The organism is Trichocoleus desertorum ATA4-8-CV12, assembly GCA_019358975.1.
GTDB classification, from domain to species: Bacteria; Cyanobacteriota; Cyanobacteriia; order FACHB-46; family FACHB-46; genus Trichocoleus; species Trichocoleus desertorum_A.
The window spans coordinates 187556-203379 of record JAHHIL010000004.1 but is presented as its reverse complement, the minus strand read 5'-3'; the positions used below and the strand labels follow the sequence as shown (position 1 = coordinate 203379).

General features: G+C 49.6%; 16 protein-coding genes and 1 pseudogene. 7 read left to right on the top strand and 10 right to left on the bottom strand.

Annotation, left to right across the window (positions count from 1 at the left end; translation table 11 throughout):
* Positions 1-13: 13 nt before the first annotated feature.
* The 4 genes from KME12_06625 to KME12_06610 all read right to left on the bottom strand — a co-directional run bounded on the left by KME12_06625 (position 14) and on the right by KME12_06610 (position 3437).
* Positions 14-661 carry a sigma-70 family RNA polymerase sigma factor gene (locus tag KME12_06625; GenBank protein MBW4487448.1) on the bottom strand — a complete coding sequence of 216 codons (648 nt, stop codon included), beginning with the start codon at positions 659-661 and terminating at the stop codon, positions 14-16.
* Positions 662-742: 81 nt separating this feature from the next.
* On the bottom strand, positions 743-1147 hold the full coding sequence (locus tag KME12_06620; GenBank protein ID MBW4487447.1) for a hypothetical protein: 405 nt from the start codon (positions 1145-1147) through the stop codon (positions 743-745).
* Positions 1148-1285: 138 nt separating this feature from the next.
* Complete coding sequence (locus KME12_06615) at positions 1286-2686, bottom strand: ABC transporter substrate-binding protein (GenBank protein MBW4487446.1); 1401 nt, start codon at positions 2684-2686, stop codon at positions 1286-1288.
* 13 nt (positions 2687-2699) lie between these two features.
* Positions 2700-3437 (bottom strand): PspA/IM30 family protein, encoded by a 738-nt coding sequence (locus KME12_06610; GenBank protein ID MBW4487445.1) that lies wholly within the window; start codon positions 3435-3437, stop codon positions 2700-2702.
* 176 nt (positions 3438-3613) lie between these two features.
* On the opposite strand from KME12_06610, the gene KME12_06605 reads away from it, so the two are divergent.
* The gene (locus KME12_06605) at positions 3614-4084 is read left to right on the top strand and encodes a tetratricopeptide repeat protein (GenBank protein ID MBW4487444.1); all 471 of its coding nucleotides are present in this window, start codon (positions 3614-3616) and stop codon (positions 4082-4084) included.
* 16 nt (positions 4085-4100) lie between these two features.
* On the opposite strand, the gene KME12_06600 is transcribed toward KME12_06605, so the two are convergent.
* The 3 genes from KME12_06600 to KME12_06590 all read right to left on the bottom strand — a co-directional run bounded on the left by KME12_06600 (position 4101) and on the right by KME12_06590 (position 6767).
* Positions 4101-4880, bottom strand: coding sequence for a photosystem II S4 domain protein (locus KME12_06600; protein ID MBW4487443.1), 780 nt, complete (start codon positions 4878-4880; stop codon positions 4101-4103).
* A 46-nt stretch (positions 4881-4926) separates the two neighbouring features.
* Positions 4927-5784 carry a DUF1206 domain-containing protein gene (locus KME12_06595; GenBank protein ID MBW4487442.1) on the bottom strand — a complete coding sequence of 286 codons (858 nt, stop codon included), beginning with the start codon at positions 5782-5784 and terminating at the stop codon, positions 4927-4929.
* A 542-nt stretch (positions 5785-6326) separates the two neighbouring features.
* Complete coding sequence (locus KME12_06590; GenBank protein MBW4487441.1) at positions 6327-6767, bottom strand: hypothetical protein; 441 nt, start codon at positions 6765-6767, stop codon at positions 6327-6329.
* Between the two features lie 186 nt (positions 6768-6953).
* Between KME12_06590 and KME12_06585 the strand changes: the two genes are divergently transcribed.
* The gene (locus tag KME12_06585; GenBank protein ID MBW4487440.1) at positions 6954-7496 is read left to right on the top strand and encodes a DedA family protein; all 543 of its coding nucleotides are present in this window, start codon (positions 6954-6956) and stop codon (positions 7494-7496) included.
* Between the two features lie 104 nt (positions 7497-7600).
* Positions 7601-8734: a class I SAM-dependent methyltransferase gene (locus tag KME12_06580; protein ID MBW4487439.1), complete on the top strand. Its 1134-nt coding sequence runs from the start codon at positions 7601-7603 to the stop codon at positions 8732-8734.
* 8 nt (positions 8735-8742) lie between these two features.
* Here KME12_06580 and KME12_06575 read toward each other — a convergent pair whose 3' ends face one another.
* Positions 8743-9213 carry a hypothetical protein gene (locus KME12_06575; GenBank protein MBW4487438.1) on the bottom strand — a complete coding sequence of 157 codons (471 nt, stop codon included), beginning with the start codon at positions 9211-9213 and terminating at the stop codon, positions 8743-8745.
* Between the two features lie 345 nt (positions 9214-9558).
* Here KME12_06575 and KME12_06570 point away from each other — a divergent pair, with 345 nt between their 5' ends.
* Positions 9559-10425, top strand: a complete 867-nt coding sequence (locus KME12_06570) for a hypothetical protein (protein MBW4487437.1) — start codon at positions 9559-9561, stop codon at positions 10423-10425.
* A gap of 229 nt (positions 10426-10654) precedes the next feature.
* On the top strand, positions 10655-11965 hold the full coding sequence (locus KME12_06565; GenBank protein MBW4487436.1) for a hypothetical protein: 1311 nt from the start codon (positions 10655-10657) through the stop codon (positions 11963-11965).
* 364 nt (positions 11966-12329) lie between these two features.
* Here the strand turns inward: KME12_06565 and KME12_06560 are convergent.
* Positions 12330-13580 (bottom strand): annotated as a pseudogene (locus KME12_06560) (transposase).
* A 28-nt stretch (positions 13581-13608) separates the two neighbouring features.
* Here KME12_06560 and KME12_06555 point away from each other — a divergent pair.
* Positions 13609-13737 carry a ribbon-helix-helix domain-containing protein gene (locus tag KME12_06555; GenBank protein MBW4487435.1) on the top strand — a complete coding sequence of 43 codons (129 nt, stop codon included), beginning with the start codon at positions 13609-13611 and terminating at the stop codon, positions 13735-13737.
* A 635-nt stretch (positions 13738-14372) separates the two neighbouring features.
* A complete protein-coding gene (locus KME12_06550; GenBank protein MBW4487434.1) occupies positions 14373-14531 on the top strand; it encodes a hypothetical protein in 159 nt (52 codons plus the stop codon).
* Between the two features lie 62 nt (positions 14532-14593).
* On the opposite strand, the gene KME12_06545 is transcribed toward KME12_06550, so the two are convergent.
* Complete coding sequence (locus KME12_06545) at positions 14594-15769, bottom strand: SpoIID/LytB domain-containing protein (GenBank protein MBW4487433.1); 1176 nt, start codon at positions 15767-15769, stop codon at positions 14594-14596.
* Positions 15770-15824 lie beyond the last annotated feature (55 nt).

The following is a 15824-nucleotide window of genomic DNA, read 5'->3' as shown; positions in this document are numbered from 1 at the left end:
ATGCTGAGCCAATCTATGAATCTAAATATCCTTGCGTTTGTCCAAACTTGAGGAGGCGCGGAAAACATTCTCGTTGGTAAAAATTGCTCAAAGTGGCGATCGCCACACCAAACTCCTGAGATAGGGTTTCCCAAGAGGTTTCCGGCGGTAAGCGACGCAGAATCAGCACTTGGCAATTGATATCGGGGCGATCGCGCACATGAATCCGCCGCAGTTGTTTGCCTTCGCGCTCCACCCATTCCCGAATCTCTTCCAGGATCGGGGGTGGATTGGCAGGGGCAGGTAGGTTGTCGATCGGATTGAGCAGTTCTCCTGTTTCCGCAACCTGACCAAAGGCGCGTTCTGCCTGTTGTTGAAACACTTCCCGTTGGCGATCGCTCAACCGTCGCTTGAGATAGGCATTTAACCAAGTAATCACACTGGCTAGCTCTGGATCGTAGGCATTGCCAGTCAGGGCTTCACAGAGATTGCGGCAACAGTAGAGCCAAGTTTGTTGGAGCGCATCCTCATAATCGGGAACACCCACGCCTCGAAGTAATTTGCCAGAGCGCTGAATCTGCCAAATTAGTTGATTCAAGGCCCGTTGGCGCTCCAGGCTCCCTCGCGGCTGACGACAAGCAGCCATCACCAGTTGGCGCAATTGTTGATCGATTTCATCCATGCGGCTAGTAGAGTCAAGGATGGGATGAGTCATGTAGGGTGGTGTCGATAGAGATGTTAGATCCCTCGTTTGGGCATGAAGCTATAATCCGCGCGGATGGTTATCAGGAACAACTCTAAAAATCCGCTTCGTATGACAATTGTTCAGATGATGTGCCAAAGCATCTATACTCGTTCCGGATGCTGGATCAAGAATATGGCTACGATGTAACACTACAACATGAGAACTACAAACCCACCCCTGCTGATTAGGATCTGCCAAAATGTTGCCGCTATCTCTTGTCAGGTAGTAACTGATGGTAAACAGATCATCCAGCTTTACTAACTCTGGCACGTAGAAAGCAACTCGTCTGAGATCAATGGGACAGTAGGCTAGCTTCATGTTCCAAAGACGTAATGCTTTAGACCAAGAAACCGGATTTTGAGTGTTGATGCTCCCCTGGAAGTCTTCTGGTGTGGAGTTAGTCAGAATTGCTAATGCTGTCACAACGCAGTGTGGACCCTGTTGGCGAAGTGGCTTTAGCTCTCGGTCTCTAAAGAAGCTTTCATCTTCACAATCCCACAACCTACTTGAGTAATCAAAGGGCAAAATTTCAATCTCCTACCACTTCAGTAAGAACAGCATTTACGGGCGAATGGGGACAAAATCATAGCTGGAGGCACTGGGTTGGACTTGCACCAGAACCGCTTGACCTAAGCGATCGCCTGATGGCAGAAACTTCACCGGATCGCCTGCTCCAGAGGCCGAAAAGCTTGGACTCCGCAAAACATTCTGTAAGCCACTCCGAGTGTTATCTTGGCTTAAGCCTTTGACAATGGCACGACTGGCATCATAAGCCATTGCCGTCCGCCAATTGACTGCTCCTCCCCAACGCTGCTTGGCACTAGTCGCAAAGGGGTGATTGCTAAAAGCGGTAGGATGCCAAGGTACAGGTAGAACTAAGCCATTCACATCTGCTTGCCCAGACTGCGGCGTTTTGATGGTGTACAAAGTGGGGCTACCAAACAAAGCTAACCTCCCTTGATTGGCTCTAGCGAGATCAATGGCGCGATCGAGTCGATCAATGTGAGGAGAAATTAACAGCCCATCTGCTCCACTACTCACCGCTTGGGCGATCGCAGTTGCGGGGTTAAAAGTAGGGTTAGAAAAATCACAAACCGTCGGCACTAGCTTACCCCCCTTAGCCACCAGCGCTGCCACAAACTCATCCTTAAACGAGACATTGTCTGGAGCCTGAGAGTCATAGCACATGGCGATATTGGTTTTGCGAGCAGTGGCAACTACATGCTCAGCTAGAGGTTCCGCCATTAACCGAATCGTGGGAGTGGCACGAAAAATATAACTGCCGAACCCAGAGAGATTATTAGCAAAGCTAGTCGGAGTCACCATCACCAACTGTCCCTGTTGATAAATGGGAGCCGCAACCAAAGAAGCATTGCTGGCGTTATGCCCTACTACAGCCAGGATACGCTGGTCTTTCACCAACTCTGTCGCTACCTGTTTCACAATCTCTGGATCATTCTCATCATTGACAATCTCCACCTGTAACGGCACACCGTTGATACCGCCGTTTTGATTTACCTCATCTTGGGCTTGAGCCACCCCCCGCAACATCTCCTGAGCCACATTCAGGTTGCTACCAATCGGCACACTGACTGCAATTCGCAACGCTGACTTCCCAGAGCGAGCATTATTCCAATAGATCAGCGTCTCCGGGTCATTTTGGCGCTTTTGCAAAGAAGCCTCAAATTGAGCGATCGCACCTTCAAAATCTCCCTTCGCAAAAGCAGCAATGCCTGCACGTTTCTCTGGTGTAGCATCCGCCTCAACCAAGAGGTTATCACCTAGACTGATGCGATCTTGCAGGGAACCAGTATCCAGCGACTTGGATGATTGAGGAAAGATATTACCCTTGAGCCAAGAGATACCTGTCACTAGCCCTACACCCAGTAACAACAGCACAATAGGCGGAACGCTGGCTTTGGAACGCACAGAAATAGAAGTTCTTTTTTGAGTTGAAGTCATTGTAGGAGTTCCTTTAGGCATCTAATGAAGTGGCTGAACGAGAGGATGAAGCGGTTAGTCGTTGCAGTCGTTGGGCAATTTCATCGTCGAGGGTCATTTGAGCTAAATCTGCGGTTAGTTTCTCCGCTGGGTTATCTGAGAGTTCTGCCTGTGCAGTCATCTGGAGATGTCGGCGCTCTACAGAGGTTTGAGCCGTAGCAAATTGCGATCGCGCGGAGCCAATTTCAAGTTCAGTATTAGCCTGATCGATCACAGCCAGCGCTTCATTCAACTCCGCCAAATCTTTGAGATTTTGCATTTCCAGCTTGTAAGTTTCCAGCTTCTGGCGTTCTCGGTCGAGTTTGTCCTTAGCACCCCGTACCACTGTCTCCGCTCTAGCAAATTTTTCCGCTAAGGAAGGTAGCGATCGATCGAGCAAAATGGCCTTCGTCATCGCCATCCGGGCGGCTTCCGCATTGCCTTGTTGCTGTGCCAAAATTGCTTGTTGTTCAGCTTGTTGAAATTCTTTCTGTCTACTTTCGTACATACTCTTAGCCTGCTGGTAAGCAGCCATTAGAGTTGCAACTGATTGGGTGAGTTGAGCGACTGACTTTTGCATGGTTTGCAAAGATTCCTGAGCCACTTCCACCGCAATCTTGCCGCCTGACTCCACAGGTAAGCCCCACAGCCAAGACCAGGTAGCTGTTAGTACGCGTCCAGCCCGCTCTCCCACGAACCAATAGATCAATTGTTTGAAATGTTTTTGAGCCATAGAGCCAAGATCCAGCCGTTGTAACGACATCGATATTTCGAGAAGCGATCGCCTATGTGCTTCTCAGGCTCTAGCCAAGAACTTATTTTGAATTTTGCAAAACTTTACAATTAGCCTTTAATTGAGGCCACAATAGGAGAGGAGATTTGCTGATTCTTGCGGTAGAGTCATAGTGCATGGATAATCAATCAACTGAGCGGCTACTTACAGACCTCAAACACGCAGACCCAGAGGTGCGTAATCATGCTACCCAAGAATTGTGGCGACGCTGGTTTGAACAGAAAGGCGTTTTGGGCCTGGAACGCATTCGACAGGCACAGATGTTGTTAGAACGCGGAGAAAAACTCCAGGCAGAAGCGGTGCTCACCCAGCTAATTCAAGATCTACCTGACTTTGCCGAAGCATGGAATCGACGAGCAGTGCTGTATTATATCCAGGCTAAGTATCGTAAGTCTCTAGCTGACTGCCAGCAAGCGGTGCAGCTCAACCCAATTCACTTTGGCGCACTACATGGAATTGGGCTGTGCCATGTGGCGCTGGGCGAATACCGAGAGGCCATTCTCGCCTTTCGTCGCGCTTTAGAAATTCAGCCCTATTCTGTAGAAAACCAACGGTTAATTTTGGAATGTAGCGCTAAATTGAGCTGAGCGATCGCACCTCCGTTTACACGAATCGAGTCAGTTGAACGCGATAGCGATCTTTTTTTGTCACAGCGACTTCACCCACTTCTAAGCGACCTTTGCCTCGGATTGCCACTAAATCTCCTGGTTTGAGTTGATGGCTAGCAGAAACGATCTCCTTCCAGTTCACCCGGACATCTCCCCCATCAATCAAGTCCACCATTTTGCTGCGAGACATACCAAAACCCGCCGAGGCGATCGCATCTAGACGCAGTGAAGCTTCTACGGTCGTCAGTTCTTTTTTCTTGGGTTCTCGGATTTTGAGTTCGCTCAGTTCAATTCGCCGAGTTTTTACGGGCACCGATCGCACTTGATTAAGTTGGAGTTCTAGAAACTCTACCAGGTCAGGCACTACAATCGCCTGCGCTCCGCGCTCACCCAAAACAATAATGTCGCCCACTTTTTCTCGGACAATGCCTGTCCCTAAAAGCGCTCCGAGGAAGTCACGGTGGGTGGCAGGGTCAAACAAAAAGTTGCCTGCAATATCAAGGGCTGCTATTTCTACCTGACTCGCTTCGAGCGGTAGTTCAGACCGCGCGATCGCCACTCGTTGTCGTTCGGCTTGTGGGTAGCCGCCCCACGCTAACACCTGTACTTCGGTCAGCCGACCAAAAGCTTGCTGCATGTCAGCGAGTTCAGGAGGCGCAAGAAAATCGCTACAGACTACTTCCCAAGTTTTGATCGCTTGGTCTGCTTGGTCAATGACACGGGCGATCGCGTCTCGATTTTCAATGCCTTTTAATAGATCTTCGCGTGGCAGCATGCGTCAGATGGAATTTAGAGAGCAATTCTGATCTTAAAGGGAGAAGCTAATGGATGACCATCTGGCGATAGCGAGCTTGGACAAAATTGTAAATACCATAGGCTACCAACCCCAGTGCCACTAAACCCAACAGCCAAGGGCCATAAGGTTGACTCGCTAAAGCCGCCAGAGCACCTCCCAGCCCGCGCACCTCACTGGCATTAGAAGACCGAGCCGCCTGAATTAGGAAAAAGCCAATGACGCTAAATACAACGCCTCTGGCCGCTAGACCAAACCTACCCATCCGAGTCGCCCAGGTTTTCTCAGGCGTACTCATTTCGTTGAGCTTTAATTTACGACGGAACTTGGCAGTATAGGCTTCATAGAAGTGATAGAAACCAAAGCCAATAGTCAAGGCTCCAATTGTGCCTACCAGCCATTGACCAAAGGGTTGAGCCAAGAGGCGAGCCGTCCAATCTTGAGAAGCATTCCCTCCTCCACTGCCCCCAGAACCCAGTGCCAACTTAGCCGCCGTCAGCGCCAGCCCTGAGTAGACGATCGCCGTCCCGACATAACCGAGACGCTGGGCAATTCCTTTAGCATCTGTGCCCTTATTTTCAGTATCCATTACCGCTTGGACTAAGCTCCAAAGCACATAACCCAACAAACCGATCGCTATCAAACCTAGCAAAACCTGCCCGAAAGGCTGTTCTAGTATCGTTTGCAGCGCTCCTTGCGAATCTGTGGTTTTGCCACCTGAACCAAAAGCAGCTTGAGCGGCTAGGAGACCCACTAAGCCATAGACAATCCCTTTAGCGGTATACCCGAATCGGGCTAGAGGCTCCACCCACGGTTGAGACGCAACCTGCCTCGCGGTTCGTCCTGCTTGATCGCTGGCTCGTTCTACTGACTTGCGCCCTCTCATTGCTCTGCCTCCCACTTACCCTTGTTGGATTGGTTCTAAACTAGCAGCGATCGCCCTTATCCTCTGTCTTCCGGAAGGTGGGGTTTCTAGGGAGAGTTTTGGTAACTTGTGGTATCGATTAAGCCCACTGCCACTACCATCCTTGCGGGGAAACTTTAGGGTTACGCACATAAGGAACCGCTTCCGAAGCAGTCACATCATCCCAGCACCAACCATCATGACAAACCAAGGTGAGGAGCAACTGGCGTCGTTTTGCCAAATCTTGGACTGCAAGATTAAAGACCTGATCGCTGACCGTAGGGATACCATACTAGTGGTTATCGGGCTACCCCCTCCACTAATGCTCAATGTGGTGGAAAGCACATCAAAAACAGTCAGGCTAATAATTGCTAGCCCCAGAAATCCTAGCCAGAGTCCTGTCATGTAGAAACGACCTGAGCACTTAGCGACAGGCTTAGCGTAACAGCCCTGCCATCGCTTCCCAGTCTGTCCGGAGGTATACCTCAACACAACTTTGGCTTAACGCTTCTCGCGATCGCCCACTATTTAACTCTGACAAAATCTTGAATCTGAAAAATGTGGCTTTCTCCATTTTGGAGCTTGTGGGTGATGATGCGGCGCTGATTGGGATCTTGAAAATAATGGTTGTTGAAGATAGTGGCCTGAGAAACGGTGCTTTGAACTTGAAAGATATAGTTATAGGGCGTTAGTTCTGTACCCCGAATTTTGAGTTGCACGTCCTCACCATAGCAAGTTTTTCCGGTGACTCTGATTGGGCAATTGAACGTGATTGCACCGTAGCCGTACAAGTTGTCAAAGTGTTCATTGAATTGCCAGACCTCCGGTTCAATCCAATAAATATCAGCATGAACTGCTGACGCTTCTAGAAAATTTCCTTCTAGGTCAAAGGTTTTACATAGCCCTTCCCACTGCCCCATAAAACATTGAAAAGGCGGAAGTAGCGGTGGTCCGTAGTCTTTCATTAGAAATGCCCTACCAAAATATGTTTGGTTAAGTCAGTATACTGTTGCTAATTTGACAAAGGCTAATTGCGGCGCGATCGTAGAGAATGAATGGAAGGCTAGCAAGGCAACCCCGACATGGAATCATTGAGCTACCTCGGAATCATACTACTGACATTGATCGCGCCTCTGCCTTCGGAGGTCATCATGCCGTTAGCGGGTTTTATGGCAGCCCAGGGTCAACTGAATTTGGTGTATGCGGTGTTAGCAGGGGTCTTCGGGGTTTTAATGGGTGTATTACCTTGGTACTTTGCAGGTAAGTATCTAGGGGAGCCAGGACTACAGAAATTAGCCCGTCAATCGGGGGGTTGGATCAAAGTATCGGTAGAAGATATTGAGAAGTCTAAGTCTTGGTTTAAGCAGTATGGAGGCAGAGCGCTTGTAATGAGTCGGCTCGTGCCAGGAGTTCGGACAGTTATTTCTGTGCCTGCTGGCATCAGCGGTATGCCTGTGCTGTTGTTTCTGTTTTATGTGGGCTGCGGAGCCCTCGTTTGGGGATCTTTGCTAGCGAGTGCAGGATATGTCTTAGGCGATCGCTACTACTTAGTCAGACAGTATCTTGGCCCTGCTTCCAATGTCATTATGGCAATCCTGTTGGTGACAATGGTAGTTTTGCTGTTTAAGTATAAAATCCGGCGCGCTAAATCACAGTCAAGCTTAAGAGCAAAAAAATTACAATCGAAACTATGACAGCTCAGCAACGCTACCCGGATGGTAGTAACTCGGCACTCTGCAACGTGATTGCCCAGAAAATTGCCAACAGTCCCGATCAGCGGATTACTTTCGCGGACTACATGGATTTAGCTCTCTACCATCCGCAACAAGGTTACTACTCCACTAGGGCTGTAACGATTGGAGCCCAAGGAGATTTTTTCACCTCGCCGCATTTAGGTTCTGACTTTGGCGAACTGCTGGCGGAGCAATTCGTAGATATGTGGCGATCGCTAAGGCAACCTTCTCCTTTTACGCTACTAGAGATGGGAGCAGGTCAGGGGATTTTAGCCACAGATATTTTGCAATATCTCCAACAGCAATATCCTGATTTCTTTGAAGTTATAGAATATCTGATTGTAGAACGGTCTCCTACACTGCGGCTACAACAACAGCAACGGCTGCGATCGCACAAGCCCCTAGCAGACTCTAGCCCTATTCGTTGGTGTACTTGGGAGGAGATCCCGGTTGATTCTATTGTGGGTTGCTGCTTTTCTAATGAGTTGGTCGATGCTTTTCCTACCCATCAAGTAGTGCTCACCGAGGGAGAGCTGCAAGAAGTTTATGTCACCCTAACTTCTAGCTCATCTTCTATCGATAGGATGGGCACAATTCAGTTTGCTGAACGATTTGGAGAACTCTCAACGCCTGAACTAAAAGAATATTTCGAGTGGGTGGGTATCCCTTTGTTATCCGGCAATTATCCTGAAGGATATAGGACTGAAGTCAATTTAGCGGCTTTGGATTGGTTAAAAACAGTCGCCGATCGCTTGCAGCGTGGATATCTCCTCACCATCGACTATGGTTATCCAGCCACGCGCTACTATAGCCCAGTGCGAGCGGAGGGCACATTGCAGTGCTACTACCAACATCGTTATCACAACAATCCTTATCTATATGTGGGTTATCAAGACATTACGGCCCATGTGGATTTTACCGCTCTAGAACGCCAAGCCGATCGCTGTGGTTTACAAACAGTCGGGCTGATCCAGCAAGGCTTATTTTTGATGGCACTCGGTCTAGGCGATCGCATTGCCGCCCTGTCTCAGACCGATCTCAGCCAACCAGGACAGTCTTTACAAACTTTGCTGAGTCGGCGAGAAGCATTACATGCCCTAGCAAGCCCGATGGGATTGGGCAACTTTAATGTCCTGATTCAAAGTAAGGGGCTAGAGGCAGGAACAGCACAAAAACCTTTAAGGGGCTTGAGTTTGTAACGACCTATTTAGCTGTTAGGTTCCGCTTCCCAATCCACGGACGTGACTGTCACTGTGCCGGGTTGGGAAACGGTGCCTGTAAAACTACCTATTTGTCCAGGTTGAAGAGATTCTGGTGTCACGTAAGTAAAACTGGCTTCTATGGCAGGTGTGGCACTGGAGGCAACCGCATAGTTCACAATGGCAAATCTGACTGGCTTACCCGTGTCATTACGGACTTGACCGAGCACGCGATCGCCACTGCGCTGCACATCTAGCACCACAACTTGGGGGTTGCTAGGAGGCGGAGGCGTGAGTTGTTGCTGACATAGATAGCTCAAATCCACCAAACCTCGGCTCGTAGTTTGCATGTAGCAGAGTGGCGTGTCTCCATCCCCGGAGGAAGTTGACTGGGCAGTAGCCGATGTCAGAGAGGCTGGAGCTTTGAGGGGAATTAATATCAGCCCAACCGCGATCGCCATAGACGAAAATTTTTGCATATAACTCTGAGTCAACTTTCTTCTTTCTACTTTTCAGGCTGGTTAGAAATCACCAGGGTACTTTTCAAACAAAGTTAAGCGATACCAGTAAAATTCTCCAAATAAATTAAAGTTTGTGTAAAAGATTTTGAAGATTCAGTAAATTTTCTGTCCTCCCTGCTTCTACCTCTGAGTTAGATTGCACTCGTCCAAGGTTCACGTCCAAGGTTCACGTCAAGGTTCATTGGTGCGCTCTGCCTCGTTTCTACACAGTTTGAATTTCCAGGTTGGCTTATCGGTAGCCAGAACCCCTGTAGAAGCGGTGAAACGAAATTTCTGACAAAGTTTTTGCTGGAGAAATATCCTATGAATCAGCGTTTTCTGTCTGCGTTGCTTGAGCAACGACAAATCAACCTGTCTGCAAAGCAACCTCATCAGTTACGCAGTAGCGATCGCAACGCTTCGGCACCATCACAGCAAACCAGTTCCATTAAGACCAAGCTCACTGCTTTAGGTCTGACAACGCTTTTAGGAGTGGGTAGCAGCCTCAGTTGGGCAGAATTAACCGCAAAACCTGCACAAGCTGCTCCAATTGCTTCGGTTGGCAGAGCAGTCGCTTTTACCTGTAGTGACAGTCAGGCCACAATCAAAGCCAAGGGTGGTCCCTCTGTCACCTTCGGCACCACTAGTATCTATATCGGTTATCAACAAGTTTCATCTCTGAACAAAAACCCCCGCTTAGTCCGTTTTGATAATGGTCAGCGCACTTGGTGCAAAACAGATTATGAAGTCACCAATGATGACGGTACCGGGTATGGGCTGATTTGGGATGGTGGCAGTGTCCTGTATGGCGTCTTTAGCTCCACAGGGACTCAAGGTTTAGCCAGTCAAGACTTCCGGCGTTTTGCTACCAATAGTTGGTTGCCCACCTATGGTCAAGGAGGCGGCTCCAAAATAGCTGTATTGGCCCGCATCAACCCTTCTACAGGGACGATCGCCAATGCTACTTTTCTCTCAGCTCAACTAACCAGTGGGGCTAGCAATTCTGTGGCCGTCACAGGCTTATCTTGGACAGGTAGCAGCCTTGTCGTCAAAGTAAACTCCTGGTTTTCTCCGCGCCGTACCAATAAAACGCGCATGACTTGCTCTGGCTCCTCTCCGTTTGTCCAGACAATCACGTTTGCAGCTAATCTAGGCTCAGCGCTAAAATCCACTGCCGATCGCTGCCAATAGGTTTCAGGCTTTAAGTTCTGGCTCTTTGCTCTCCCTACCAGTCCGTCTGCTAAAACTGCCAGAGGAGAGCAAGAGTGTCATTCCCTTTCTTTCACACTGACACACTGAGAGAAGGGGAATGAAGATAGCAACGCAACTGCCTATGTCAAGCACATATGTCAAGCACTACAACTCCTGATGCCTATACTGGAGGTAGTCACGATTATGGTTTTGCAGGGGAAGGAAGCGGATGGTGCCAAATCCCACGCTTATGCAAGCGGTAGAAAAACTAGATTACCGCGTTACTGTTGGGGATGTTGCGGCTCAGGCTGGGCTAGATATTAACCTCGCCCAACAGGGACTTTTGGCCCTAGCATCCGATGCTGGCGGGCATTTGCAAGTCGCTGAATCCGGCGAGGTTGTTTATCTCTTTCCCAAGAACTTTCGCAATGTCTTACGCAACAAATTCTTGCGGCTGCGCTTGCAGGAATGGTGGAATCGGGTTTGGCGGGTACTGTTCTACCTCATCCGTATTTCCTTTGGCATTCTGTTGCTGGTTTCGATTGCTTTGATTATTGTCGCGATCGCCTTGATCGTAGCAACGATGAATTCCAGCCGAGACAATGACAACGACTCCGGAGGTGGGGGCGGCATCTTTCTACCCAATTTTTGGGTTACCCCCGATTTCTTCTGGATCTTTTACCCCAACTATTACGATCGCCCTTACGAACGCCGTCGTCGCCGTTCTCGTAATAGCGAACCCAACCAGCTCAATTTTTTAGAAGCCATCTTTTCGTTCTTATTTGGCGATGGCAACCCCAACGCTGATTTAGAAGAACGACGCTGGCAGGCGATCGGCACTGTGATTCGCAACCATCGGGGAGCAGTAGTAGCTGAACAGATTGCCCCCTACTTAGATAATGTAGGGAAAGGGTATGGCTACGAGTACGAAGACTATATGATACCTGTCCTCTCCCGCTTCAATGGTCGCCCCGAAGTCAGCCCTGAAGGTGGCATTGTCTATCACTTCCCAGAGTTGCAAACCACTGTGGCTCAGCATCGGCCTCGCTCTGTTTCGGCCTATTTAGAAGAAACTCCTTGGCGCTTTAGTGCTGCTGGCGCGGGGCAGATTATTCTGGCAACAGGTCTCGGTGGACTCAATCTAGTGGGTGCCTTGGTACTCGGTAGCTTGCTGGCCGATGGTACGGTAGCCGCAGAGTTAGGGGGTTTAGTTGCTTTTGTCCAGTCGATCTACTGGTTATTACTAGGGTACGGTACGGCCTTTCTAGCCATTCCCTTGGTGCGCTATTTCTGGATTCAGTGGCGCAACAGCAAACTAGCGGTTCGCAATCAAAATCGTCGGCAACGAGCCATGAAGCTAAATCAAGCTGACCCAGATCTACAGCGCAAGCTGGATTATGCTAAGCAGTTTGCAGCAGAAACTGTGGTCACTCAAGAGGATTTGGTTTACACCACTGAAACCGATCTCTTAGAACAAGAAGTTGAGCGATCGGACGATATTGACGCCGAGTGGCAACGTCGCCTCAATGAGTCTCGGTAGCTATGCCCACCGTTTATTTACGCAAACTTGATAAAGCCTAGTTTTACGGTGGCTCAGTGCCTCAGTTGATTTACGCAAACTTGATAAAGCTTGATTTCATCTGACGGGCTTGGTTAGGATGAGCCGTAGATCTAATCTAAGTAAGATTGCGAGAAGCTGATCTCTTCAGATTCAGAGCATTCTCTGCTTCACCTTACCTCTGTTCGCTATGTTTCTTCTCATGACCATAGCTGTAGATAACTGGTTACAACGAAGCCGCCATAGCAGTCGAGGCAGTACTTATTTGTTTGCGCCTATGGCTAACTTCAATGTGATGGCTGAAGTGAATGAGACTCCACCTTAGATTTAATGAACTACCGCGCCGCTACAGAGCGGCGGGTTTCTGACGCTTCGTTTCAGCCAGTTGCTTCAGAGATCCCGTTTGACGAGGTTTTGAAGTAGAGCTTTGCTGATCAGCGTTTGTGAGGCTAGTTCCTAACCCCAATGCCCAATTGAGCATGACTTTTGCAGCCGCGATATCTCTATCCTCACTGCATCCACATTGAGAGCAGTGATGAACGCGCTGTGACAAGTCCTTCTTTGCCTGATGACCGCAATCCGGGCAGGTTTGAGAGGGCTTCACCTTTTGAGTCGGCACCTCCACAAACACTCCACCCGCTTCGATGAGCTTGGATTCCAAAGCCTTGCGCAAGAGTCCCATGCCCACGTCTAGAATCGAGCGGTTTAGCCCCGACTTTTGGCGGGTGCGCTTGTTCTGCTTAGCTTTGGCGGTCATCCCTTTGAGATTGAGCTTTTCGGTGGCAACGAGGCAATTACGGCTCACGATCTCTGCTGCCTGTTTGTGTACCCAATCTTGACGTTGATTTGCGGCTCGGCGCTGAAGGGCGGCAACCTTGGTAGATGCCTTTTTCCAGCGCTTTGAAGCCTTAACCTTGCGCTTGAAGTTGGGCGCTCTCTTGCGTCGTTTTTGTTTGGATGCTTTGCGAATCTGGCTCTAGGTCTGGGCGAGAAACCGAGGGTTTTCAACCATCGTGCCATCACTCAGGGCAGCAGCAGTCAAGCAACCAAAATCAATCCCGACTGCACCCTCGCCTGATGTCCTGACTGGTTCACACTTCACAGTGATGGAAGCAAACCAGTTGCCATGCTTGTAGACGATGGTGCAGGTTGAAGGTGTCCCCCAAGTTCGAGCCTTGCCGCGCATCTGAACCTGTCCCAAGTTGGACAACTCCAGATACCCGTTATCACCCGTTGTATGAGCTTTCCAGCCTGCTTTACAGGGATACGTCCACCCCGAATATTTACGAATGGACTGAAACCGGGGATAGCCGCCCAACCCTTTGAAGCAGCGCTGAAACGCGAAATCGACCCGCTTTAAGGTGGCTTGCAGAGCGTGAGAGCCTAACTCTTTGTACTCTGTCCAAACTTCCTTAAAGGCAGGTAGACGGTTCTGTTGATCAAAGTAATCAACTGATTCACCGCGCTGCTGATAGCTGTGTTTGCGGTCTGCCAACGCACTGTTATACAAATACGCATGCAGCCGTCTCCACTCAAAAAGCTGGGCTGCTTGAGCAGGTTTTGGATACAGGCGAAATGTAATGCAGCGTGTTAATATAGTGTCATTATAACGCTAAAACGACGCTATGAAAAGATTTTCTCTGAGGCTTTCGGATGAAGAGTTGGCAAAGATTGTGGAACATGCAGACAAAACGGAGCAATCAATTAATGACGTGATTCGACAAATCATTCGTAGCTGGAAGCCTAAGCCTTAATTGGCAACTCCGCTACGCTCCATTGCCGTGCTATCCTTCCCCACCCTAAAGAGGGATGGGGACTATCGCGCTATTGTTCAATAGCAGTCGGAGTACCCGCCAAAGCGATCGCCTAACGCCACCAACTTGATAACTCTCAATTACATGAGCTAGCCAGCTATGCTGCTTTAGCCTCGGCTCAAGAGTGACAGGATTAACCTTAAAAAAGAGCTAAAAGCCAGAATCTAGAATTTCTCTCAGCTCCTAAATTCTGGCTCGTGAAGTACCCGACGCTGATTGCAAGCAATACAGCACGGGCTTCCTGTTTCAACAGCCGCTGCCTCCACCTTGCAAGCAAAGTATTGGTCTGACGCAGCTTCTGGAGGTTTTGGTCATGCCTGCATTCGCAGCACATCCCACTGACTCCCGTGATAGTTGCCTACCACCCAGGCAGCAACCCGCCTTCCGCAGGTTGATAACTTTTGCTTTTGCTTCTCTTGGATTTACGCCATGGCGACCAGCTGGAGAAAACAGCTTCCCTGAGCTACCGATCTGTCTGCGGCAAGAGTCGAACCTCTACTTTGAAGTTTGCCTGTCTGTTCGATGCGGTCAGGTGGGGTGTTAAACCATCTGAATTATACCTTGAGACCCTTGCCATGAATAGACTTCAAGCCTTTTATTTGCTCGATAGGTTGGCGATTCGTCGCTCACCTACTCCACCCGCCTATGGCATCGTTCGGGGTGAGACTCCTCATCGCCGGACTCCCTATCCCGACGCTGACTTTTCAAGTACAGCGCGGGGCTTCCGTCGCTAGCTAACTCCTGAATTTCTCTAGGAAGTTACGTTGTAGGCAAGCAAAACAACTCGACTACACTTCTATTGCACCTGAATTTTGGCAAGCGCTGTGCCTTTGTAGTAGTGCAAAACAATCTGCTGGTAGTTATGACCACGCTGAGCTAGGTTGTGGGCTCCCCATTGGCTCATGCCTAAACCATGACCAAAGCCACGACCCGAAATTTGAAAAGCTGGCAGGGAACCACTACTTTTATTCGCCGCTCCACCCGCTACAGGAGTCGCAGTAAACAGGGTACTTCTCAACCCCAAAGCGCTGCGGAGGGCATCTCCACTGAGGGTGCGACTGCCAGCATCACCCACTACCTTCATCGTGACAACGCGACCGCGAGGCGTTGTCCGCGCTGGTTGCATAGAAATCACATTTCCGACACCAGAAATGCGGTTGCTCAGCTCAGAATTAGAGAACATTTTGACCCACTGATAAACGGGTGTGCCTTGGTCGTAGTCTTGCACGCCACGCAGATAGGGGAGAGGTTGTTTCCATACATCTTCTACGTTCTCGGTGTGCCCACCCGAAGAAGAATGAAACACCGCTTCAATGATGCGACCGCCATAAGTCAAAACTTGCCCAGCCGTGGCGCTGACTGCGGCTTGAGTTGTGGAGGTTTCTTTGGCAACCCCTTCATAAACTTGCCACGCTTGCGTATCACCGACGTCGTAAACGCTGTTGGCCGAGGTTTGTCGCTGATAGAGAGCATAAGAGCGGGCGGCGATCGCTTGAGCCTTTAGAGCTTCTTGAGGCCAACTGGGAATCATCTCAGAAGCCACCACACTGTAGAGGTATTGCTCTAAATCTACGTAATTAACAGCGGTGAGCCCCTTAGCCGTGGGCACCAAGAACGCTCGTCCGCGATACCAGTTACCGCGCTCTGGGCGATCGCCAATCCAGACATATCCCCCTTCTGTTGGTTCTACCCAAATCTGACCTGCTTTCCACTGTCCTTGTAGGGACACACCACCTGCACTCAAGGCAGCACTCAAAGCTTGACCAGGAGGGAGCTCTCCTAAAGTACGTCCCGCCCCATCCTTAATGAAGGCTTTGGTAGAGCTAGCCACGCCTACTTGCTGGGTTCCTTCTTCAATCGCAACTCGTAAGTCCAGAGCAGCTCGTGCAGGCGCGATCATGGCTAGCCAAATCAGGGCAGATACCCACCAGTGCCGCCCTCCTAATCGAACCAAATACCGGAGTCCTTGCATTAGGAAGGCAGGGGTATGTCCAGATGTCATTGCGTAAGTCTCCTCACTCCAAACA